15 protein-coding genes and 1 pseudogene are annotated in these 21627 nt (G+C 68.9%); 7 read left to right on the top strand and 9 right to left on the bottom strand.

Features of this window, described 5'->3' with window-relative positions:
* Positions 1-85 precede the first annotated feature (85 nt).
* From NA8_RS02110 to NA8_RS02095, 4 genes are read right to left on the bottom strand one after another with little or no spacing between them, the layout of a single operon-like run.
* On the bottom strand, positions 86-1273 hold the full coding sequence (locus NA8_RS02110) for an RnfABCDGE type electron transport complex subunit D (protein WP_063048633.1): 1188 nt from the start codon (positions 1271-1273) through the stop codon (positions 86-88).
* Positions 1270-3282 (bottom strand): CRTAC1 family protein, encoded by a 2013-nt coding sequence (locus NA8_RS02105; RefSeq protein WP_218019381.1) that lies wholly within the window; start codon positions 3280-3282, stop codon positions 1270-1272. The genes NA8_RS02110 and NA8_RS02105 overlap by 4 nt, the downstream gene beginning before the upstream one ends.
* A complete protein-coding gene (locus tag NA8_RS02100; RefSeq protein ID WP_063048632.1) occupies positions 3279-4703 on the bottom strand; it encodes an aminotransferase class I/II-fold pyridoxal phosphate-dependent enzyme in 1425 nt (474 codons plus the stop codon). Before NA8_RS02100 ends, NA8_RS02105 begins: the two co-directional genes overlap by 4 nt.
* Complete coding sequence (locus NA8_RS02095; RefSeq protein ID WP_063048631.1) at positions 4700-11023, bottom strand: type I polyketide synthase; 6324 nt, start codon at positions 11021-11023, stop codon at positions 4700-4702. The genes NA8_RS02100 and NA8_RS02095 overlap by 4 nt, the downstream gene beginning before the upstream one ends.
* Positions 11024-11479: 456 nt before the next feature.
* Here NA8_RS02095 and NA8_RS02090 point away from each other — a divergent pair, with 456 nt between their 5' ends.
* The gene (locus NA8_RS02090) at positions 11480-12028 is read left to right on the top strand and encodes an ester cyclase (protein ID WP_157172847.1); all 549 of its coding nucleotides are present in this window, start codon (positions 11480-11482) and stop codon (positions 12026-12028) included.
* Between the two features lie 22 nt (positions 12029-12050).
* On the opposite strand, the gene NA8_RS02085 is transcribed toward NA8_RS02090, so the two are convergent.
* Positions 12051-12776: a TetR/AcrR family transcriptional regulator gene (locus NA8_RS02085; RefSeq protein ID WP_084466446.1), complete on the bottom strand. Its 726-nt coding sequence runs from the start codon at positions 12774-12776 to the stop codon at positions 12051-12053.
* Positions 12777-13469: 693 nt separating this feature from the next.
* On the opposite strand from NA8_RS02085, the pseudogene NA8_RS35655 reads away from it, so the two are divergent.
* Positions 13470-14528: pseudogene (locus NA8_RS35655) on the top strand (MAB_1171c family putative transporter); the annotation flags it as partial.
* A 57-nt stretch (positions 14529-14585) separates the two neighbouring features.
* On the opposite strand, the gene NA8_RS32360 reads toward NA8_RS35655, so the two are convergent.
* Positions 14586-14987: a PaaI family thioesterase gene (locus NA8_RS32360; protein WP_084466444.1), complete on the bottom strand. Its 402-nt coding sequence runs from the start codon at positions 14985-14987 to the stop codon at positions 14586-14588.
* Between the two features lie 177 nt (positions 14988-15164).
* Here NA8_RS32360 and NA8_RS02075 point away from each other — a divergent pair, with 177 nt between their 5' ends.
* Positions 15165-16022 carry a cyclopropane mycolic acid synthase family methyltransferase gene (locus NA8_RS02075; RefSeq protein ID WP_157106474.1) on the top strand — a complete coding sequence of 286 codons (858 nt, stop codon included), beginning with the start codon at positions 15165-15167 and terminating at the stop codon, positions 16020-16022.
* A gap of 12 nt (positions 16023-16034) precedes the next feature.
* On the opposite strand, the gene NA8_RS02070 is transcribed toward NA8_RS02075, so the two are convergent.
* Together NA8_RS02070 and NA8_RS02065 are read right to left on the bottom strand one after the other, a co-directional pair.
* Positions 16035-16784: an SDR family oxidoreductase gene (locus NA8_RS02070; RefSeq protein ID WP_063048627.1), complete on the bottom strand. Its 750-nt coding sequence runs from the start codon at positions 16782-16784 to the stop codon at positions 16035-16037.
* A gap of 61 nt (positions 16785-16845) precedes the next feature.
* Positions 16846-17217: an Rv1352/Rv1906c domain-containing protein gene (locus NA8_RS02065; protein ID WP_063048626.1), complete on the bottom strand. Its 372-nt coding sequence runs from the start codon at positions 17215-17217 to the stop codon at positions 16846-16848.
* Between the two features lie 305 nt (positions 17218-17522).
* Here NA8_RS02065 and NA8_RS33380 point away from each other — a divergent pair, with 305 nt between their 5' ends.
* The 4 genes from NA8_RS33380 (at position 17523) to NA8_RS02050 (ending at position 20584) form a co-directional block, all read left to right on the top strand.
* Entirely contained in the window at positions 17523-17663 is a 141-nt protein-coding gene (locus NA8_RS33380; RefSeq protein ID WP_157106473.1) for a hypothetical protein, read from the top strand.
* Positions 17664-17777: 114 nt separating this feature from the next.
* Positions 17778-19085 (top strand): N-acetylmuramoyl-L-alanine amidase, encoded by a 1308-nt coding sequence (locus NA8_RS02060; protein ID WP_063048625.1) that lies wholly within the window; start codon positions 17778-17780, stop codon positions 19083-19085.
* 85 nt (positions 19086-19170) lie between these two features.
* The gene (locus NA8_RS02055; RefSeq protein ID WP_063048624.1) at positions 19171-20205 is read left to right on the top strand and encodes a CobW family GTP-binding protein; all 1035 of its coding nucleotides are present in this window, start codon (positions 19171-19173) and stop codon (positions 20203-20205) included.
* Between the two features lie 187 nt (positions 20206-20392).
* On the top strand, positions 20393-20584 hold the full coding sequence (locus NA8_RS02050; protein ID WP_063048623.1) for a hypothetical protein: 192 nt from the start codon (positions 20393-20395) through the stop codon (positions 20582-20584).
* On the opposite strand, the gene NA8_RS02045 is transcribed toward NA8_RS02050, so the two are convergent.
* On the bottom strand, positions 20574-21596 hold the full coding sequence (locus NA8_RS02045) for an AraC family transcriptional regulator (protein ID WP_063048622.1): 1023 nt from the start codon (positions 21594-21596) through the stop codon (positions 20574-20576). The genes NA8_RS02050 and NA8_RS02045 overlap by 11 nt on opposite strands.
* Positions 21597-21627 lie beyond the last annotated feature (31 nt).

Raw genomic sequence — 21627 nt, 5'->3', positions numbered from 1 at the left:
CCGTGCGGCCGTGGCCACCCGGTGGTGACCACGGTGACACCGGTGGTGAAAGCGCCGAGCACACCGCGCGGCTCGGCGCTGTCGGTCATGAGCGGGCCGCCTCCTTCGCGGGCTCGGGTTCGCGTGCGATGTCGGCTTCCAGGTCGTCGGCCACCACGGGCTGCTCCACGGCCGGCGTCGCGCCGCGCTGCCCCCACCACTCGGCGATGCCGCGCGCCCACCAGTAGACGCCGCGAGCACCGCAGACGACGACCAGCGCGATGAACAACCCGTAGGAGATGTGCAGCGCGGTGACGACGCCGTACATGATGCCGACCGAGGCGCCGAACATGATCTGCTGCTTCTTGCCCGACGGCGTGGTGCCCGGGTCGGTGACCATGTAATTGGTGAACAGGACGAACGCCAGGCCGGTCATCACGCTCAGACCGCCCAGGATCGAGATGTTCGGTTCGATGAGCCCGCGCACGATGGCCTGCAGCGCGAACGCGCCCACCCACGCCATGATCAGCGGCATCTTCAGCGTCAGCTTGGCGTTGAGCATGGTGCCGGTCATCAGCAGGCCGAGCACGATGAGCGCGTCCGCCGGGCCCGTGATGTATTCGGTGAAGTGATACGGCGGCGCCACCGCGATCATTGGGAACACCAGGAAGCACACCACGACACCGAAGTTCGACGGGTTCATGAAGTGGCGCATCTTGCCGTTGATCTTGGCGCGCAACACCCACTTGGTGCCGACCGCGACCACGATGCCGAAGATGACCGGCCACAGCTTGTCGTGCGCGAAGGTCAGGAAGTTGAACGCCAGACCGGTGATGTGCGCGGGCAGCAGGAACTCGAACAGCCCACGCGGCCCACGGCCCCGGAATGCGGGCGGCCGCTTGTACGCCCATGCCGCGAGGACTTCCAGCCCGATCTCGGTGGAGTACGCGGTGGCCAGCGCGATGAACGGCCAGAGGAACGGCTGCTCGAAGCCGAGCAGCGGGAATCCGATCAGGTTGAAGATCGTGATCGAGATGGCGAAGTTGCGCAGCGCCAGGTAGCGGGGGTCTTTGGCCGCGGTGGGCTTCTCCACCCATTCCTTGGCGAACTCGGTGCCCGAGCGCTGTATCGAGGAAATGCGTTCCGCGGTGGTCGTGGGCGCGGCCGAGCCGTTGCCCTCGGGCCCGGCGCCGTTGGCCGCGGCGCTTCCGTTGCCGTCGGCCGCCGGGGTTTCGTGATGGCCGTTCGAAGCGACCTTCGCCTCGTCCGGATCCTTCTTGTCGTTGTCGCTCATCGCTGCTTGACCTCCTGCGCGTCCGAGGCGAGGTTCACGGTGTGCCAGCCCGGCGCGAGCTGGAGGGTTTGGTCGTGCGGGGTGCCGTTGGTCTCCCGCCAGCGGAGCACGACGTTCAGCGGGGCGGCCGGGTCGACGTCGCCGAGGCCGATGTGCACCTCGGTGGCCCGCTTCCCGGTGTGCCCGCTGCCGCCGTCGAGGTGGCTGGTGAGCAACCGGCCGTCCGCGGTGCGGACCTCGACCTGGGCGTCCACCGCGGGAACGCCCTGCGTGGGAAGACCGGCGATGGTGTTCGTGGTCGCTGTGCCCTCCCAGGCCTGCTTGAACAGCTTCAGGCCGAGGAACCGGCCGTTGCCGGCCTTGTTGTTGTGGTAGAAGGTCGGATCACCCCATTGCCGCGCGACGGCGAAGCTCAGCGCGCCGTTGCCGGAGGTGTCGCCCACGGCGATGCCGCGCGAGGGGACGGGGGTGTCCATGCCGAGGGCATGGGTGAGGTTGGCGAATTTGCCGTCGTCGCCTCGGCTGAAGAAGCCGACCGGATTGCTGCCCGCCAGATCGGCGTCCGCGCCGATGATCGGCCAGGACCACGGGTACTTGGTCAGGTTGTCGTTCATGGTGCCGAGTTCCTGGATCTGCGGCCACCGGTTGGTGTCGCCCTTGATCATGCCGGTGGCCTGGACCACCTCGTTACGACCGTCGTTGTCGAAGTCGTCGATCTTGGCGTCCCAGCCCCAGGTCTCCCAGGCCAGGCCGACGTCGGTGGCGCGATTCTTGAACGGGGCGACGCCCTCGGCCAGCTGACGCGCCGCGTCGGCGGTGTCCTTGGCGGTGTTGTAGAAGGCGAAGTGGCCCTCCATCAGCGCGAAGCGTACGGCGATGTTGCTGACGAACAGGTCCGGCATGCCGTCGCCGTTCAGGTCGCCGAAGTCCGCGGCCATGCCTTTGTCCGAATCGTGGCCCATGACATACGACTTCGGCTCGGTGATGCCGCGCTCGCCCTCGGCGAAACCGAAGCGGATTTGGCCCGGTGTCGACCGGTTGACGAACAGGCGGTCGCGCCCGAAGTCGTTGGCCACGTACAGCTCCGGTAGCTGATCGCCGTTCAGGTCCGAGGCGGCGGCGGCCAGCGCCCATCCGGTGTCCATGCCGATCGGGAACGGGTTGGCCACCTCGCGGTAGTCGGCGGTCGGGTCGTTGCCGGCGGCGGCGGAGGCCAGCGTGAAGATCCGATCCTTGCCGCCGTTTCGCGCGTTGGACAGCGAGTCGGTCATCCACAGCGCGAGCTGGCCCTCCTTGGAGAGCACGTCCATATCGTTGAAGTACTGGCCCAGATAGATGTCCGGCTTGCCGTCGCCGTCGAAGTCGGAGACCGACACCGCCGCGGTGATCCAGCGCTCACCCTCGTAGTGCCCGTCCGGGGTGTTCGGAGAGGGAACGATGTCGATCGGGCGGAATGCCTTGGCCTCCAGACGGGTCGCGTTGGCGCGCTGCAGGTACAGGATCGGCGTTCGGCCGTAGTAGGAGACCAGCGCGTCCATCCGGCCGTCACCGTTGAAATCGCCCGGGATGCAGCCCGACGGGACGGTGGAGGAGTCGACGGGCAGCGGCTTGGGGTCGAGGACGAACGGCTCGTACCGGCCGGTGTTGCTGTCCGGCGTCGGGGTGAGGAAGGCCGTGTCCGAGCGAGGATCGACCACGCACAGATCGTCGGCCAGCCGGTTGCCGTCGAAGTCGTTCATCGCGATCGCCGCGCCCACCGAGGAGATCCAGGCCGACAGGTGCTTGTACGGCTCCCGCAACTCGCGGATCTTGCGATCGGTCGGCAGCCCCTTGGGCAGCGCGATCGGCATCGCGGTGAAGTCGAACTTGCTCGCGATCGGCCCGCCCGCCTCGTCGTAGGTGGGCAGCAGCGCCGACCGCGCGGGAATGAACAGCGAGCCCATCAGCAGCAGGGCCACCCCGGGGACCACCGCTTTTCGGAGGAGGGATCGGTTGATGGGAATTTTCACGAGTGCTGCTCCTCATGGGCGAGAGTGAATTGCTGTCCCGCGGTGTCCGCGAGTCCGTCGAGCACCTCGCGCAGCGTGGCCAGCGCTTGGTCCATGTGCTGCTCGGTGTGCCTGCAGTTGATGAAGAACCGCAGCCTTGCCTCCCCGGCCGGGACGACCGGGTGGGTGATGGCGTTCACGCTGAAGCCGCGTTGCAGCATGGCGAGCGACGCCAGCACGGCGGGTTCGTCGGCGCCGGTCATGACGGGGATGATCGGCGAATCCTCCGACGGGCCGAGGTCGAAGCCGTATTCCTGGGCGCGGCGGTGAAAGTACTCGCTGTTGTGCCGCAGCCGCGCCACCCGTTCCGGCTCGTCGCGCAGTACCTCGAGCCCGGCCAGCGCGGCGCCGATGGCCGAGGGAGCGGGCGCGGCGGTGTACATACTCAATCCACCCGCGACGTACTTGAATCCGTCGACCAGTTCACGGTTGCCCGCGAGGTAGCCGCCGACGCTGCCGAGCGCTTTGGACAGGGTGCCCATCCAGACGTCCACGGCGTCGCCGGGCAGGTCGAACAGCTCGCGCACGCCGTGCCCGGTGGCGCCGAGCGTGCCGAACGAATGCGCTTCGTCGATCATGATCGAGCAGTCGTAGCGCCGGGCCACCTCGATGATCTCGGGCAGCCGGACCACGTCGCCGTCCATGCTGTAGAGGCCCTCGATGATCACCATGGCCCGGTCGAAGCTGCGCCGGGACATCTTGAGGATCGTCTCCAGCGACTCGGGATCGTTGTGCCGGAACGAGACCCGCTTGCAGCGCGACCACTCCGTGCCGGAAACCACGCTGTGGTGGATCAGCGCGTCGCAGACCGCGAGATCGCGCTTGCCGAGCAGGAATCCGACCGCGGCGGCATTGGTGAGGTAGCCGCTGGCGGTCACCAGGGCTGCGTCGGTGTCGTAGACGCGGGCGATCTGGGCTTCCAGCTCGCGATAGATCGGCAGCTCGCCCGCCACGATCCGGACCGCGGCGGCGGAGGTGCCGTACTGATCGATCGCGTCCTTGGCGGCCTGCCGTACCCGCGGGTCGGCGGCCAGGTCCAGGTAGCCGAAGCTGCTGAAATTCACCACATCCCGGTCGGCCATCCTGGTCACCGCACCGCTGACGCCCTCGTGCGGCAAGTAGTACGGGTTGACCAGACCGACCTGTTCGACCCAGGCGTCGAACCGCCCGAACCGCTGCCCGGCCTCGAGCACGCCGGGGTGATCACGGAACGACGTATGGGCGACCCCGCGCGGCGCGCTGTGTCCGTTGGCGGTGGTCGCGGTGGCGGACGCGTTCGTGGTCCGGGCGCCGTTGGTCGCGGGCGCGGCGGAGCCGGTCTCGCCGCTCGCGTGCCTGGCCAGCAATGCGCGGGCCAGCTCCCTCGGGTTGTTGTCGGTCATTCGTCCTCGCTCCTCGCCGCGCGCTCTTCTTCTTGGGCAATCTGCTCGGCAATCCGCGCGCCGAGCCCGCGCAACGTCAGTCCGATCACGGCGAGCACCGACAGCTGAGTGCCGAGCACCTGCACCACGCGGGCGCCGAACTCCATGCCCATCAGCGAGTCCATGCCGAGTTCGGGCAGCGGGGTGTTGAGATCCACCGTCTCGGCGTCGACGCCGAGCACCGCGGCGAGCTGTTCGGCGAGCAGGTAGGCCACCACCTCGCCGCGCTGCTCCAGGCCCAGCTGGAGGATTTCCGCCCGCAGCGCACCCGCGCCCGACGCGCCGCCGCCCGCGGCCGCCACCTGGTCGGCGAAACGCGGCGTGCGGGTGGACGGGCGATGCGCCAGCGCCCACTGGCTCCAGTCCACGTCGAACAGCACGATCTGCGGCAGGTCCAGCCGCAGGCACTCGCCGAGCAGATCGGTGGCCACGTCCATGTCCACCGAGCGGTAGCCGGTCATCTCCGCATACCGGCTGACCGCCTCGTAATCGGCCATCCCGCCGCCCCCGCTCATGAAGCCCCAGTTCACCGCCAGCGCGGCGGCGCCACGGGCGCGGCGGGCGGCGGCGATCATGTCCAGCACCGAATTGGCCGCCGCGTAGCCGAATTGGGGCGAGATGCCGACGATGCTGCTCGCCGAGGAGAACAGCACGAACATGTCGAGTTCGATGTCGGCGGCGGTGACGGCGGTGTCCAGGTTGACCGCGCCCGCGACCTTGGGCCCGAAGATCTCCGCCAGCGACTCGGCGGTGATCTGCGGGACCTCGAGGTTGTTCACCACGCCTGCCGCGTGGAACACCCCGCGCAGCGGATGCCCGCTCGCCTGGATGCGCTCGACCAGCGCCGCGACGGCGTCGTAGTCGGACATGTCGAGGCGCTCCTCGACGACTTGCGCACCGGCGGCGCCGAACTCGGCGATCGCGGCGCGGGCCGCGTCCGTGGTGGCGCCGCTGCGCCCGGCCAGCACCAGCCGTCGCGCGCCGTTGCGGACCAGCCAGCGCGCGGTGGCCAGGCCGAACGCGCCGAAACCGCCGGTGACCAGGTAGCTGGCGTGCGCGTCGATCGGCAGACCCGGTCGTTTTGCCAGCACGGTCGGTTCCGGTTCGCGCAGATCGAGCACGACCCGGCCGATCTGCTTGGACCGCACCACGGTTTCGAACGCCTCAGTGGTGGATGCGAGTGCGAACGCGGTGTAGGGCAGGTAGTCGTAGGTGCCGTCGTTCAGGGCGTCCATCGCCCGGCGTGCCGCGCGGCGGACCAGCTCGGGGCGCACCGACAAGGCTCGGTCCATGTCCACGGCGAAGAACGACAGGTTCCGGTCGAACGGGCGCAGGTCGATCGCGCCGCCACCGTAGATGTCGGCCTTGCCGATCTCGATGACCCGGCCGAACTCGGCGGCCACCCGCAGGTTCTGCTGGAGGATCTCGCCGGGGGAGGAGTTGTAGACCACGTCGACGCCGCGTCCGCCGGTCAGCGCGAGCACGTCGTCGACGAAGCTGATCGACCGCGAGTTGACCACCTCGTGCGCACCCGCCGCCGTGGCCACCGCGCGGCGCTCGTCCGAGCCCGCCGTCGCGATCACCCGCGCGCCGAGGCGCACCGCCACCTGGACCGCGGCCATGCCCATGCCGCCCGCCGCGCCGTGGACCAGCACCGTCTCACCCGGTTGCAGGTGCGCGAGATCGCCGAAGGCGAATTCGGCGGTGAGGAAGGGCAGCACCGAGCTGGAGTGGCACGGGTCGAGCACCGTGTCCGGGTAGTCGAGCGGCATCGTGGCGCCCTCGTCCGGCCGGAGGGTGACATGCCGCCGGACCAGATCCCTCGCGCACACCGACATCTGGTCACCGACGGCGACCTCGGTCACGCCGGGGCCGACCCGCTCGACCACGCCGAATCCGTCCATGCCCAGTTCGGTGCCGAAGTATGTTCCGGCCAGCTCCTTTTCGGTGAGCACACCGAGCGCCTTGAGCGCGTCCTTGTAGTTGAGGCCCACCGCGTCCATCCGGATCTCGACCTCGCCGGGGCCCGGCGCCACGCGGTCGACCGCACGCCACGCCAGATCCGACAGCAGCCGCGAGCGCGGAATCTCCAGGCGGAACGAGCCTTCCGGGTCGGTCAGGGGCGCGGACTCGTCCCAGACCGCCAGGTGCTCGCGCAGTGATTTGCGCAGGTGCAGCGCCCAGCACGCGCCCGCGCGCAACGCGACCTCGTCGGCGCGTCCGTCGCCGAGTACCTGCTCGATGATGTCGGCGGCGCGCGTGGCCGGTTCGGTGTCGACCAACCGCCAGTGCACCGCGGGTTGCTCGTTGCGCAGTGTGCGCCTGGCGCCGGTGAGCGTGGCCTGCGCGGGATGCGCGAATGTGTCGATCGGCAGGCAGAACGCCTGTTCGGTGACCACCACCGCGCGCACTTCGGCCGCCGTGGCGTCCTCCTCGCCGACCACCAGTTCGCCGACCGCCTTGGCGACAAGGGCGAGCCCGTAGGCGTTGGGCACCGCGTCCAGCTCGGCGCCGGACACCACGACGAGCCGGCCGCGCGTCACGCCGGGCCGCTCGTGAGCCGCGCGCAGGGCGGTGCGGACGCGATCCGAGGCGCCCGCCTCCTCCGGTTCGAGGGTGAGGATCTCCGAGGAGGCGCGGGCGCTGGCGATTTCCTTCGCGCGCTGGGAGACGGTGCTGCCGAGACTGACCACGAGCAGGAACTCGTCCCCGCCCGCGGGTTCGTCGGCGGTCGCGGTGTCGTCGACGATGGACCACACCGGCTCGTAGAACAGGCCGTCGAGCTGCTCGTGCAGATCCGGCTCGGCCGCGAGGCTGGTGAACCGCACCCCGGAAAGCGTGAGTGCGACTGCGCCTTCCGGTGCGGCGACGGTGATATCGGCGCACAGCGGATCACCGTTCACCCTGCGGACCAGCACCACGGCCTGATCGGGCAACGGCCCGGTCAAGCGGACCCCGGCGACCGAGGACGGCACCACCACGCTCGCGCCGCGCGCGGTCTGGGCGTACAGGGCGGCGAAGCACTGCAGCGCGGCGTCGACCGCGGCGGGATGGGCCAGGTGCGGCAGACTCGGCGCGCTACCGGCCAGCGGCGTGAGATCGAGCCGGGCCAGGACGGAATCGGCGCCGACGCGGGCGTCGGTGATCAGCCGGAAGCTCGGCCCGTAGGCCAGGCCGTGCGCGGCGAGGCCGTCGTAGAGCGTCGCCGCGCTCACCTCCACCGCGTCCGCCGCCGGGGTGAGGTCGATGCCGCGAGCGTCGACGTCCGCTTCGATCAATCTGCCGTGCGCGTTGACCGTCCAGGTGGTCGCGGCGGCGGCGCGCGAGCGCAGGGTGAACCGGTGGGTGGTCTCCTCGACGGTGAGACGCAATACCGGCACGTCGTGCTGTCCGATCACCAAGGGCGCGACGAACTGGACCGACTCCAGCCCGAAGGAGGTGCGACCGGTCCGCACCGCGACGGCGCTGAGCGCGGCGTCCAGATAGGCCGCGCCGGGCAGCACGATCGATCCGTCCACGACGTGATCGGGCAGCCACGGCAACGCGGCCACCGACAGCTCGACTTCCCATTCCGGCGCGGACGCCGCGGTGCGCTGGCCGAGCATGACGTAGCCGTCGACGGCGCCGACGCGGTCCGCCTCGATCGCCGGGTCCTCGGTCCACAGCGTGCGGCGCTGCCACGGGTAGCGGGGCAGATCCAGATGCGCGGCGGGCGTTTCCGCCGCACCGGGCGCGTGCGTGGTGTCCAGCCCGCCCACCTGGTAGAGCTCGCCCACCGCGCGCAGCAGGTTGTCGTGGTCGTCGGCATTGCGCGAGAGGGTGCTGATCGCCGCGCCGTCGAGACCGCGGCGCACGAACGCCTCCTTGATATTGCCGCTGAGCACCGGGTGCGGCCCCACCTCGAGGAAGACCCGGTGGCCCGCGTCGAGCAGGCTGTCCACGGCCGCGCCGAACCGCACGGGCTCGCGCACGTTGCGGCACCAGTACTCGGCGTCCCACTCGGGCCCGGACAGTTCGCCGCCGGTGACGGTGGACCAGATCGGCACCTGTGCGGGTCGCGGCGCGAGGCCGGCCAGCACCGTGGTGAGGTCGCCGAGAATGGGGTCCATCAGGTGGCTGTGGTAGGGCACCTCGACGCGCAGCGCTTTGGCGAAGATGCCTTCTTCGGTGAGTTCGGCTCGGATACGGTCCAATTCGGCCAGGTCACCGGACAGCGTCACCGCGGAGTGGCTGTTGATCGCCGCGACGCTGACGCCCGGCACGCCCGCGAGGCGCTCGTCCAGTTGCTCTTCGGACAGGCCGACGGCGAGCATGCCGCCGGTGCCCGCGGTGGTGGCCTGCAACCGGGCGCGGTGATAGCTCACCAGCAGCGCGTCGCGCAGCGACAGCGAGCCGGACGCGTAGGCCGAGGCGACTTCGCCGACGCTGTGGCCGACCACCGCGGCGGGGTGGATGCCCAGTTCGGCCAGTTCGGCCACCAGCGCGGCTTGGACCAGGAAGTTCGCCGGTTGCGCGTACGCGGTCCCGGTGATCCGCGACGCCGCTTCGGGGCGCAGGAGTTCCTCGACGATCGACCATCCCGCGATCTCGCGGAAGATCTCATCGATCGTCCGCGCCGCGGCGGCGAAATGCCCGTCGTCCTCGAGCAGGCCGCGTGCCATGCCCCACCACTGCGGGCCCATGCCGCTGAACACGAACACCGGCTGGGTGGATCCGTCGGTCAGCGCGCGGGCCGGCGACTTGCCCGCGCCCACGGCGAAATCGGCCAGCTGGGAGCGCAGGTCGTCGGTGTCGCGGTAGGCGAACGCGGCGCGCAGCGGATGGTGCGCGCGCTGCACCCACGCCGCCTCGGTCACCGCGTCGACGGGGGCGGTCTCGGTCAGGTCGTGCAGTTGGGTGGCCAGCGTGCGCAACGCGGTCTCGTTGCGGGCCGACAGCGGCAGCACGGTGATCGGCCCGCGCGCGGACTGTTCGGCGGGCGCGGGCGCTTCGGGCGCGCGGGTGAGGATCGCATGGGCGTTGGTGCCGCCGTAGCCGAAGCTGTTGACCGCCACCGCGGCCCGCCCGTCGTCGTTCGGCAGCGGCTCGGTCTCCAGCGGAATGCGTATCCGCAGTTGATCGAACTCGATTTCGGGATTCGGGTTGTCCAGCCGCAGTTGCGGAGCGATGACGCCGTGATGCAGCGTCAGCGCGGCCTTGATGACGCCCGCGACGCCCGCGGCGGCCTCGGTGTGCCCGATGTTGTTCTTCACCGAACCGACCGGCAACGGTTCGTCGCGGCCGTCGACCGCGCCGTACACCGCGCCCAAGGCGGCCAATTCGAGCGGGTCGCCGACCGGTGTGCCGGTGCCGTGCGCCTCCACATAGCGGATGTCGTGGGCGTCGACGCCCGCCAGCCGGCGCACCCGCCGGGCCAGGGCCTCCTGCGCGGCCGGGTTGGGTACCGGGATGGCCAGCGTGCGGCCGTCCTGGTTGACGCCGCTGCCGCGCACCACCGCGTAGATCCGGTCGCGATCGCGCACCGCCGCCGCCAGCGGCTTCAGCACCACGGCGCCGGCGCCCTCGCCGCGGCCGTAGCCGTCGGCCGCCGCGTCGAAGGACTTGCAGCGGCCGTCGACCGCGAGGAACCGGCCTTTGCACATGGAGATGAACGCCTCGGGCCGCAGCATCGCGTTGGCGCCGCCGACGATCGCCGTCTCGCATTCACCGGATTCCAGCGCCAGCACCGCCTGATGCAGTGCGACCAGGGAGGAGGAGCAGGCGGTGTCGATGGTCATGGTCGGTCCGAGCAGATCCAGCAGGAACGCGATGCGGGCCGACAGCAGTGTGTGCGAGGAGCTGGTCGGGCTGTGGCTGTTGATCGAGGCCCGCGACATCGAACCGCTGCGCACCAGCGCGTTGTCGTTCATGAAGCCGCCGACGAACACGCCGACCTCGCGACCGCCGACCCGGCCCGCCATCCCCGCGTCGTCGAGCGCCTCCCAGGCGACCTCGAGCAGGAGCCGCTGCTGCGGGTCCATGATCGACGCCTCGCGCTGGGAGATGCCGAAGAACTCGGCGTCGAATTCCCACAGCGACTGGGTCAGGAATCCACCATGCCTGGTGTACATCCGGCCCGGCGCGTCCGGGTCCGGATCGTAGAACTTCGCGAGATTCCAGCGATCCGCCGGTACCTCCACGATCCCGTCGCCCTTGCGCACGACGAGATCCCAGAACGAGTCCGGCCCCTCGATGCCGCCCGGAAAACGGCAGCCGATACCGACAATTGCTACATTGGGCATGCAAAATCCCCTGATGCTCAGGTATTCGAAATCGCAGACGTTTTCACGTCGGCGTCGTCGAATCAGCGTGGAGACAACCGGAATCGCGACGCCGGTATGCATGTTCGGCCACGAGCGTCGTCCGGAGATGAAGTGGTTCCGCGGTAGGAGGTCAGTGTCCACCCATGGTAGGAGGCCCGATTCGCGAAGGTCAATAAGGAATCGTGCGGGCGTCGACCGAAAAGCATTGCGCGGTAGGCAATGCCAACCGCATCATCAATGCAGTTCAGGGTGGGTATGACGAGATTATTCTCCTGTTATTACACAGTTATGACCTGGCTGAATCAGGCCGAATTACACCGTTATTCCGATGTTATTCCAGAGTATTCGGCACCAGGTATCCGGAAAGTGTTGAGCACGCGCCGCATTCGTGGCTACGATGGCTCGTCGAATACGCACCGGCGAAAGGCGATGGGCGTGGATCCGTACAACACCGGGCAGTTCCGTATCGAAGCGGAGGCCGAACCCATCGAGAGCCCTGCGTGGCTGCTCGAGTTCACCGAGCAATACATCGCCGGGTGGAACAGCGGGGACGGTGCGGCGGTCGCGAAGTGCGTCACCGAGGACACGATCTGGCACGACCCCTCGCTGGACGCGCCGGCACACGGGCGGGCGGGTGTGGAGAAATTCGTCACCGACACGGTGCGCTCATTCCCGGACGTCGCCTATACCAATCCGTTCCCGCCGACGCTCGCCGCGGACAACCGGATCGCCCTGGTGCCGTGGCGGATGACCGGCACCCATCTGGGCCCGATCGACCCGCCCGGTTTCGGCCCCACCGGCAAACGAATCGACCTGCTGGTCATCGACGCGTGGCAGTTCCGCTCCGGGCTGATCTGGCGCAGCCAGGCCACCTGGGATTTGACGGAGATGCTGCTGCAACTGGGTCTGATGCCGCCGCGCGGAAGCGCCGCTGAGCGCGCGATGGCACGCGCCCAGCGGTTGCGGTCCCGGCTGCCGTTCTGACCGGTACCCGGCTGCCCGGGGTTCAGTCGCCGAACAGTTCGGCGAAACGCTCCACCGCGAGCAGGGCCGAGGCGCCGACGGTCTCCAGTTCGGCGCCCATGCCGACGAGAAGATTCACGATCGCGGGCACCAGTACTTCGAGTAGGCCGTCGTCGCCCAGGTGGCCGGCCATCTCCAGCTGGACGAAGCCGAACAACCCCATCCACAGCTGTGCCGCGGCCGAACGGACGTCGGGAGTGTCGATCAGTCCCGCGTCCTGTGTGCGTTGCACCGCGCCGACCACGTGGTCGAAGGTCTCCGCGTAGTGCTCGAACTCCGAATCGTGCCCGGCCACGAGGACATTGCCGCGGTTGATCTTCATGTCGATGCGTGTGCCGGTGCCGAACATCAGCTGGAACAGCTCCGGCCTGCGCTGGGCCTCGTCCCGGAACACCAGGCCGAGCACGAGCAGATCGGTGATCGGCTCCTCGCTCACCCCGGCCGCGTTCATCCGCTCGGCCAGCTGGGCGAAGCCGGCGGAGCCCGCCGCCCGGATCAGCCCGGGCATGCCGCCGAAGTTGGAATACACCGCCATCGTGGAGACCCCGCACATGCGCGACACGCGGCGGACGGTGAGTGCGTGCAAACCCTCGGTGGACACCACCTCGACGGTCGCGTCGATCAGGCGATCGCGCAGCGCGGTGTTCATCGTGTCCGTCCCCGCCGGGCGCACGGCTAGTTCAGTTGTTCCGGCAGTTTGCTTGCTCATCGCTTCCGTTTCCCCCGCGCGGTCACGCCGTGACGCATAGATCCGTTGGTGCGCTGTCTTCGGGAAGGCGGTACCGCCGCTCGACCGAGGGTGCTCCGGTCGTGGCCACCGCGATGGCCGCGGGTCTCGGGGCGGTGGATCGCGGCCGGAATGGTCGGCCGTGCCTCGGCCGTGCCGCGGCGGTGATGTCTATTCCGATCGATGCACCATCGATTCGCTCGGTCCGGAAAGCTGATCGTGGTTCATCGCGCACAGAAATCTCCGTTCTTGCCGCACGAACGGGCGGGCAGAGCATGAGGGGGAGCCGCGTTCGCGGGCTACGAAGAGTAGGCGCACCCGCCGGAGGTGCGTGTCGGAGGTGGGTGTCGTCACCGAAACTCTATGTTATACAGCGTTACATCCACAGGCGAACGGCCAAATGTTCCGCGTTGATTCCCATTCGCTGCGCGGCGCTCGACTGTGGCATCCGGCGACCGAGGTGGCGAAGTTCCGGACGCGCTGACAATCGCGCTTCGTTTCCGCTCGATGCCAGGCGCACGATGTCGCAAAGCGGACAAATGGGGCATGCGCTCTATGGGCGGAAGTGTTTCTCGCTTATTTGTCATCAACCGGCTGCCGCCGACGCTCGATCCGCGCGGTCATGAACGCCAGACGGTATCGTTCACTTGGTAAGTTTCGTGGGTGGGGAGGCCGATGTCGTCATCGCTCTCGGGAGTCGTCGCGTGGCCGGTCATCGGTTTCGTCGCCGCCGTGCTGGCGGGCCGGTGGTTGCTGGTACGCGACACCATCGTCGACAAACTGCTGAATCAGCTGTTCTTGTGGGGCTTGCTGAGTCTGCTGCTGTATCGCTGCACCATGACGCCCGGCATCGCGAGCCTCGCCCATCAGCTCTCGCTCGGCTGCACGGTGATGGCGTCGATGTGCCTGCAAGGCATCGTCCGCATCTGGGCCTTCGACGTTGACCCGGCGGCGGTACGGCGCAGGCACCGCGTCTGCTGCGTGCTCGCGGCCGCGGCCACCGGCGCGATCCTGCTGGCGGGCACGGCGGCGCGGCAGGAAGGCAGACTCGTCGACCTGACCCTGGATGCCGAGGGATTGGTGATGTGGACCGCCTTCGGTCTCCCGCTGCTGGTGAACGTCTCGCTGCTGGCCCGCATGTGTCTGCGTGAGCTGCGGGCGGGCGGTATCGGCCTGGCGGAGAAGCTGGTGTGCGGCCTGATGATCTGGGCGGCAACACTTTTCGGTGTGAACCTGGTGCTGTCGACGGTGCGGGCGATCAGCGGATGGCAGCGCTGGGGTACGCATCTGATCCGGATCGAAGCGACGGTCACCATCTGTCTGGCGATCGACGCGACGGTGATCGCCATTCCGCTGATCCGGTCGCTGCTGGCCACGGCGGAACTCGATCGAGCAGGACGATCGTGCCGCAGGCTCCGTCCGCTGTGGCGGGATCTCACCACCGCCGTCCCGGAGATCGTGCTGCGGCCGGCCGCGGGGGAGCGGGCCGACCCGGGGACCCAGCTGTTGCGGATGACGGTGGAGATCCGGGACGCTCTGCTGCATCTGGGCCGCTACGCCCCGGCGCACGGGGCATCGGCCGAGTCGGGATGTCCGATGACCGACTACGCGCAGCAATTGGCGTGCGCGGCGGTCGCGCGACAGGAGGGCTCGGCGCCGATCGGATCGACCTCGGCCCGGCTGCCGGTGCCCGCGGCGGATTTCGACGCCGAGCTGCGGCAACTGCTCGATCTGGCCCGCGTGTGGCCCGCGGCCCGCGCGGCGGCGGGCGAGGGTCCCTGTGGTCGTCGGCTAGAGCACCGCTTGGGTCTGGGTGACCTTCGCGACCAGTTTGTCCGCGTCGTCCCGGATCACCGTCTCCACCACGATGAACGAGCGTCCGGCATGCAACGGCATCGCCGACGCGATGGCATGTCCGGAGCGAACCGCGCGCAGGAAATTCGTCTTCGATTCCACCGTGGTGGTGCCCTGCTTGCCTTCCGGCAGGTTCAGGAACGCGCAGACCGCGCCGGTGGCGTCGGCGAGCGACATCAGCACCCCGCCGTGCAGCATGCCGCCCAGCGTGCACAGCGATTCGTCCCAGGCCAGGCGGCTGCGGACCAGCTCGGGCCCATGGGCGAGCACCACGACGCCGAGGCGTTCGGTGAACGGCATGGTCTGGTGGAACAGCTTGGTGCCGGTCTCATCGATCATGGCCGTGATCTTGCCTGCCGCCGGTCGTGGAGTCGATTACTTCGCGGGTAGTCGCCGGCCTGCGCCCCGTTGCCCGATGGAGACCTGCACATCGGTTTCGTATCGGTCCGCGGTCGGTGAAACGCGGCGACGGCTGGCGGGTATCAGCTCATGAACCCGATGAACAGGAGAAACGCGATGACCGGACTCCAGCCGTTCTATCGGCAAGTGCAGGCCCACTACGACCTCTCCGACGAGTTCTACGCGCTGTTCCTCGACCCCACCATGACCTACAGCTGCGCCTACTTCGAGCGACCGGACATGACGCTCGAACAAGCACAGCGCGCGAAGATCGATCTGGCGCTCGGCAAGCTCGACCTGCGGCCGGGGATGACCCTGCTGGACGTCGGATGCGGGTGGGGCTCGACCATGCTGCGTGCCGCCACCGCCTACGGCGCGCAGGTGGTGGGGCTGACACTCAGCCACAACCAGTACGCGTACGTCACGGACAAGATCGAACGCGAGCGCATCGCGGGCGCGCGAGTGCGGTTGCAGGGCTGGGAGGAGTACGACGGCGAAGCCGATCGCATCGTCAGTATCGGCGCCTTCGAGCACTTCCGGCGTTCCCGCTACGAGACATTCTTCGAACGATGTCACCGGATGCTGCCGCCGGACGGCAGGATGTTACTGCACACGATCGTCGCGTACACGCTGAAAGACTTGCGGCGTTTGGGCATTCCGGTGACCCGGGAAGACGCGCTGTTCCACATCTTCATCAAGCGGGAGATCTTCCCCGGCGGGCAGCTACCGCACCCCGCCGAGGTGACGCGCCTGGCCGGCCGCGCGGGGCTCGGCACGGAAAGGATCCAGGAGCTGCGGCCGCACTACGCGCACACCCTCGACTGCTGGGCCGAGGCGTTGCGGGCGCAGCGGGACCGGGCGATCGCCCTCGCGTCCGAAGAGGTCTATCAGCGATACCTGAAGTACCTGACCGGGTGCGCGCGGCAATTCCGCGACGGCCGCATCGACGTCATGCAGTTCACGCTGGTCAAATGAGCGTCGGCCGGTTCAGCTCAGCCGTGCCACCAGAGCGTCGGGCAGGTGGGGGAGCGCGAGATCGATCACCCGCCACGGCCACCCGGGCACACACGCCCGTCGTTGCTCCTTCTCGATGGCGGCCACCATCGAGGCGACGCCTTTGTCCAGGGGCGCAACCATTCGCGCGTCACCCGCTTTGGCCGCCATGTCGGTGGCGATGAAACCCGGCAACAGCGTGGTAACGGCGATCGGCGACCGCGCCAATTCGGTGGCCAGTGCGGCACCGAGCGCGGCGAGGCCCGCCTTGCTCGCCGAGTAGGCCGCCTTCTTGCCGGGGAGTCCACGCACCGCGCTCATGGATGCGACGAGCACCAAGTGGCCGGCCTGCTGCGCGCGGAAGATCTCGAGCGCCGCCTCCGCCTGCGCGAGCGCGCTGACGAAGTTCGTCGTCGCCGTCGCGAGGTTCGCGTCGGCCCGTCCGCTGCCGATGGGCGCTCCCTTGCCGATTCCGGCGTTGACGATCACGCGATCCAGGCCGCCGAGTTCGTCGCGCAGTTCGCCGAAGACGACCGGCACCGCGGCGTGGTCGTCCACGTCGAGGGCGCGCACTGCGACGGTGACTCCCGGATGCGCCGCCACCAACTCGTCGCGCAGCGCCGTGAGTGCGTCCAGCCTGCGGGCGCACAGCGCGAGATCGCGGCCCTTGCCCGCGAAGTCGCGCGCCATGGCGGCCCCGAGGCCCGCGCTCGCGCCGGTGATCAGAATCCTTTTCCGCGTCATGCGGCTGACCCTAGCCTTTGTTGAACGCGAGTCAATACGCCCGGAGGGACGCGCCGCTCGGTCAGCCGCCGAACGAGCCGGTCGGCGGCGGTGTCGGCAGCAACCGCCACGGCCCGCAGTTCTCGGTCTTGAACCCGATGTCGGTCGGCTTGATCTCCACCCGGACCGGACCGAGCCGCGTGTAGTTGTTGGCGAGGATGTACTGCATGTTCGTGTTGTCGCCCTCCACCTTCCACAGCCTGCGCCAATCGCAGGCGTAGGCCGGGTCCGGGGTCCCGGGCGCCTCCCAGATCCCGGGGACGATATCGACGCCGACCAGATAGACGCCGTCGTGCGGCATGGTGTTCGCGGGCTCGGCCGCCGCCGTCCCCGCCGCGAGCAGAGTCACCGCGCAGCTCATGGCTCCCGCGAAGAGGAGTGCGCTTGCACGCATACCGGTTCTCCTTGACTTGTACTACCGCCGCGTCCACGGTCGTCGTGCTCCCGCCGCGCGGCCGACCCGGGAGATCCCCGCATCTCCGCGGCAACGAATACCAGAACCGACCCAGTGGTGTTCCCGAAATCCCGTAATCCGCGCGAATTCGTCTCGGGCATCGCCCGGTTGCGGCGCGGTGGGTCGCGGGTACGAACTCGAGTCCCGTCACGCTTTCGCCGGGCGAGCGGCCGACGACCTCCCCGGTGGCGCAGCTACCAGGTGTGCTTGCTCCGCCCTATCGAACGGTGATTACCGCGTAGATCGTGCGTGACCATGACAATCAGCAAGTCGCCGACGATTTCGGCGTGCCGTTCGGTGTGGCGCGGAGCGGAATGCACTACGCTCTGCTACCTCTGCGCAAACTGACCGAGCGAGCCGACGGCCGGGTGTCGCGCATGCTGTAACACTTCGATCACGCAACTTGCTTTGCTGATACACACGTTGCCAGAGTTAACCATTGGGTTTGGTGTTACAAGTGGGAAGGGAGGGGTGCTCCGTCCCGGAGCGCCGACCGCACTATGAAGCCAAGCATCATCAAGGCAGGGATCTGTACCGCCGTCACAGCCGCGGTGACGGTGACGCTGTCCGGGTTGCTCCCGATCGCCGCGCAAGCGGCGCCGTCGGCGCTGGACATGTCGCAGAAACTCGTGGGCAAGACCGTATTCCTCGACCCCGGACATCAGGGGTCGAACCATTCCCAAGACTTGGCAAGACAGGTCAGCGATGGCCGCGGCGGCACCAAGGACTGCCAGACGACCGGCATGACCACGATGAACGGCGTTCCCGAGCACACCATCACCTGGAATGTCGCCCAGGTCGTCAAGACGTCGCTGGAGACACTCGGCGCCCACGTGGTGCTGAGCCGCCAGGACGACGTGAACTGGGGCGGCTGCGTCGACGACCGGGCCCGCGCGGCGAGCCAGTCCGGCGCGGACGTCGCCGTGAGCATCCATGCCGACAGCGCGCCCGCGCAGGATCGCGGATTCCACCTGATCATTCCGGAGCTGCCGATCCCGAATCTGATCGTCGATCAGGCTCAGTCGGGAGCGGGTCTCGCGGCGTCGAAATCGGTGCGCGACGCCTATCGCGACGCGGGCTTCCCGCCCGCCAACTACGGCGGCGTGGTGGACGGTCTGCAGACCCGCAGGGACATCGCCGGGCCCGCGCTGACCACCGTTCCGCTCGTCTTCCTCGAGATGGGCAACGGCGCCAATCCCGAGGACGCGGCGCTGCTGGAGACACCCGACGGGCAGCTCAAGCACGCCATCGCGCTGACCACCGGAGTGGTCGGTTACCTGCTCGGCGCGCCGCAGCCGGGTATCTCGCCGGATCAGCAGGCGGGCCAGACCACTCCGGAGGGCACGTCGCTCGACCGTCCCGCGGTGGCGCCTGGAACGCCGCAGGGCCAGACGGATCCGGCTACTCCCCAGGCGCAGACGAACCCGGTGGTGCCGCAGGCGCAGACGATTCCGGCGGTGCCGCAGAGTTCGACGACTCCCGGTGTGCCGCAGAGTCCGGCGGCCCCCGCGGTGCCGCAGGCGCAGTCCGTTCCGAGCACCTCGACGCCTAAGCCCGCGCCCGGCACGGCGACACCGCAGTCATCGGGCACGCCCGCGGCGCCGAATACACCGGGCACCTCCGGAACCCAGTCGCCGGGCACGCCGAACGCGCAGCAGTCACCCGGGACCGCCGGGGGCAACGCTTCGATCATGGAGTTGCTGATGCCGTTGGCGAAGATGCTCGGCCTGGACGACAACGCGATCACCACGGAGCTGATCAACCTCGGCTACAGCCTGGCGGGCATGCTGCTGGGCTCCTCGAAATAGTCCGCATCACCGAACCCCCGGACGCCATCCTCACCACCTCGAGGGTGGCGTCCGGTCTTTCCCGCGGCGCACTAGGGTGAGCGGAATGGCTGACCGGATTCCTGTTGTGCTCGTCGCGGGGTTTCTCGGTTCCGGAAAGACCACGCTGCTCAATCACTTGCTGCGGGACAACCGGGGGACGCGGATCGGGGTGGTGGTCAACGACTTCGGGGCGATCAACATCGATTCGATGCTGGTCGCCGGGCAGGTGGACGCCATGGTCTCGCTCGGCAACGGGTGCGTGTGCTGCGCGGTCGATGTCACCGAGCTGGACGAGATGTTCACCAGGCTCACGCAGCCGAAGGCCGGAATCGACGTGATCGTCGTGGAAGCCAGCGGCTTGGCCGAGCCGCGCAGCCTCATCCGGATGGTGGTCGGCAGCGATAATCCCCGCCTGCGCTACGGCGGCCTGGTCGAGGTGGTCGACGCCGAAGAGTTCCCGGGCAGCAGTACCCGCCACCCGGAGCTGCGCACGCATCTGCGGCTGGCCGATCTGGTGCTGGTCAACAAGGCCGACCGGGTTGCGCCCGAGCAACTCGCACGGCTGCGCGAGGACATCGCGGCGCTGGTCGGTTCGGTGCCGGTGTACGCGACCACCTACGGCCGCATCGATCCCGGGCTGCTGTTCGACCGACCACGCCGCACCCGCCCGCTGGTGGCCGAGCAGCTGAGCTTCGATGAACTGCTCGTCGAGCACGACCACGACGATCACGCCGGGCACCGTCATCTGCACGACGACTACGCCAGCGTCTCGTTCGCCAGTGAACGAGCGCTGGACCCACGCAAGTTGATCGGCTTCCTGGAGGATCCGCCGCCGGGATTGTTCCGGGCCAAGGGGTTCGCCGCCTTCGGGGTGGCCGACGAACGCAGGAAGTTCGTCCTGCACATGGTCGGCCGCCACATCGTCTTCGAGCCAGGCGGCTGGTCGCGCGGCGAAGCACGAGGCGCGCAGCTGGTGCTCATCGGGGCCGGGCTGCACACCGATACGACCCTGGCGCGGCTGCGCGACACCGTGTACGACGCCGCCGAACCACTCGACGCGCAGAGCATGCTCGGCGTGTGGCGCTATACACCGCACTGAAAGGCGTCAGATTGGCGCGTTTGTTCGCGACATGTCGCGTTCGGTGCTGGTGACAGAGCAGTCTTTTCATGAGACTGAATGCGTGTCCGCCGGTCCGCGGGCACTGGGAGCGTACTGCCGCCCGCGGCGCCGCTCGGCAGCCGATCCGTGACCGACCGAATCGTTCTGCGACCGATGGGAGTTTCCCGTGTCAGATTCCATGGAGAGCGCCACCGCGTACGTCATCGAGGCGCTGGAGGCCAAGGGCACCGCCACCCGCGATGACTTCGACGTTCCCGCGATCGTCGCCGAGACCCACGCGATCGCCAACAGCTGGGATTTCCGGGCGATCGAGGACGCGACGTTCTGGTCGATCGCCGCGCGTTTCCTCAGGCCGTGAACGTCCGCTCCACCCACTCGGCGCGATGCGCGGGGGTGGCCAGCGACCACCGCCGGGCCGCTCGCCGCATCGATCCCGGGTCGGAGTAGCCGAGAATCTCGGCCTGGCGCGACGGGCTCAACGGGCCGGTGGCCGTCGCGGCGATCAGCCGCGCGCCGCGTGCCCGATCCAGCTCCGCGCGCCAAGTGGTGCCCGCCTCTCGTAACCGCCGCTGGAGCGTGCGGGGGCTGGTGGCCAGCCTGCGCGCCACCCGCTCGAGGGACGCGTCGCCCTCGTCCAGGCAGTCCGCCAGCGCGGCCGCCACACGCTCCGGCCAGGCGGTGGACAGCGGCGGCGGTGGCGGAAGGGCGGCGGCCAAGGGCCGCAAAATGCCGGCCAGCACCGGATCGCTGGTGGTCAGCGGCAGATCCATATCCGAGGCGCGGAAGGTCATGGCGTCCACCGGCGCGGCGAACTCGATCGCGGTGGTGCCGAATACCTCGATGAAGGTGTCGGTCTTGGCGGGTGCGCGCTGGCGCAGCGAGACCCGCAACGGGGCCAGCGGTTCGCGCACCACGCGCCGCGCGCGGCTGAGCACCGCGCTCAGGCCCCACAGCTGGGTGAGATCGCGGCCCCGGCCTTCCCCGTCGATCATGTCGAGATACAGGGTGACTTCGTCGTCGTTCTCCGCGACCAGGTCGAACCGATGGTTGGTGGTCACCGCCGTGACATACGGCCCACAGGTCGCCAATCCGGCTCCCAGCGTCGGGGCCGAGGAGAACAGGTAGTCGTAGAGACCCAGGCAGGTGAGCTCGTAGCGGCTCGCCACGTTCAGGGCGACATCCGGGTCGCCGAGCTCGTGTTCACCGATCTCCCACAGCCGGGAGAACATCTGGCTGGGCAGGTGCAGCTGGTCGCCCGCCATGGTCCACTCCGGCAACCCGGATTCGCGGAGCAGCCGGTCACGGTCGACGCCGGCCGCGGTGAGCTGCGAGATGACGAACCGGTGGAGCAAGACCTGGTCGGTTCCCACGCCGACACGCTATCCCGGCGGTGTTGATTCG

The organism is Nocardia arthritidis NBRC 100137, assembly GCF_001612765.1.
In the GTDB taxonomy this organism is placed as follows: domain Bacteria; phylum Actinomycetota; class Actinomycetes; order Mycobacteriales; family Mycobacteriaceae; genus Nocardia; species Nocardia arthritidis.
This window is presented reverse-complemented; position numbering and strand designations above follow the sequence as displayed.

Bases quoted from the DNA above. Each gene is read 5' to 3' on its own strand.
- NA8_RS02070 (WP_063048627.1), bottom strand. From the start codon at position 16,784: ATGACGCGGAAAAGGATTCTGATCACCGGCGCGAGCGCGGGCCTCGGG.
- NA8_RS02060 (WP_063048625.1), top strand. From the start codon at position 17,778: ATGAAGCCAAGCATCATCAAGGCAGGGATCTGTACCGCCGTCACAGCC.
- NA8_RS02100 (WP_063048632.1), bottom strand. From the start codon at position 4,703: ATGACCGACAACAACCCGAGGGAGCTGGCCCGCGCATTGCTGGCCAGG.
- NA8_RS32360 (WP_084466444.1), bottom strand. From the start codon at position 14,987: ATGATCGATGAGACCGGCACCAAGCTGTTCCACCAGACCATGCCGTTC.
- NA8_RS02085 (WP_084466446.1), bottom strand. From the start codon at position 12,776: ATGAGCAAGCAAACTGCCGGAACAACTGAACTAGCCGTGCGCCCGGCG.
- NA8_RS02095 (WP_063048631.1), bottom strand. From the start codon at position 11,023: ATGCCCAATGTAGCAATTGTCGGTATCGGCTGCCGTTTTCCGGGCGGC.
- NA8_RS02065 (WP_063048626.1), bottom strand. From the start codon at position 17,217: ATGCGTGCAAGCGCACTCCTCTTCGCGGGAGCCATGAGCTGCGCGGTG.
- NA8_RS02110 (WP_063048633.1), bottom strand. From the start codon at position 1,273: ATGAGCGACAACGACAAGAAGGATCCGGACGAGGCGAAGGTCGCTTCG.
- NA8_RS02075 (WP_157106474.1), top strand. From the start codon at position 15,165: ATGACCGGACTCCAGCCGTTCTATCGGCAAGTGCAGGCCCACTACGAC.
- NA8_RS02055 (WP_063048624.1), top strand. From the start codon at position 19,171: ATGGCTGACCGGATTCCTGTTGTGCTCGTCGCGGGGTTTCTCGGTTCC.